Source organism: Xanthocytophaga flava (genome assembly GCF_030068545.1).
GTDB lineage: Bacteria > Bacteroidota > Bacteroidia > Cytophagales > 172606-1 > Xanthocytophaga > Xanthocytophaga flava.
In genome coordinates this window covers 1-712 of sequence record NZ_JASJOR010000094.1, presented here as the reverse complement: position 1 = coordinate 712, position 712 = coordinate 1, and the positions used below count along the sequence as shown (strand labels likewise).

The window sequence follows — 712 nt, the reverse complement described above, 5'->3', positions numbered from 1 at the left end:
CCTGACCATCAGTGGTACGTCTGCCATCTTTGCCGATGGGATGAGTGTGTCTGGAAGTGCCGGATTGATTTTTACTTCTGCTTCCAATACAACGCTGACTTTAAGCAATACAGCCAAAACCTTTGGCAATATTACCTTTTCCTCCAACACGACCCGAACGGTCAATGTTAACTTTGCCAGCAGTAATGCCATCACTCAGACTGTAGGCGTTTTTACTGTGGGTAACAATGTGACACTGAATCTGAATGGGCCGGCTAACAAAGTGTTTGGTGGTATCAGTTGTGGAACCAATCTTCGTTTATACCAACTCAATAATGCAACTGTTAATGGAACGGCCAATCTGGGAGCTTCCACAAGCCTAACTATTTCCGGGGCTGGCTATGGAGTAGATAATGTGGTCTTTAATGGACCGATGAGTCTTACTCAAACCTTAATTTATGCTCGTTTGCGTAATGTGGTCTTTAATGCCGGAGCCACTTTGGGTGGGTTGATCGAATTACATGCTGTCAAACTTAATACGGGTACACTCACGGCTGCTGCCAATGCCACGATATTGATGTATACCCCTTCCGTTTTTGAGACTGCAACCAGCCTTGTTGTCAGTGGGAGTGCCAAACTGTATTGTTTTACCAATGGTCAGACCTTTAAGAACAGTTTTGTTTTAAATACAGGAGCGTTGATGGACGTGTCCAGCAGCCAGACTTATCAGGGA

Annotated in this window: 1 protein-coding gene; it reads left to right on the top strand. The window is 44.9% G+C overall.

The features are described 5' to 3' along the window. The coding region (locus QNI15_RS38905) for a hypothetical protein (RefSeq protein WP_314037607.1) at positions 1–712 on the top strand (712 nt) is incomplete at both ends.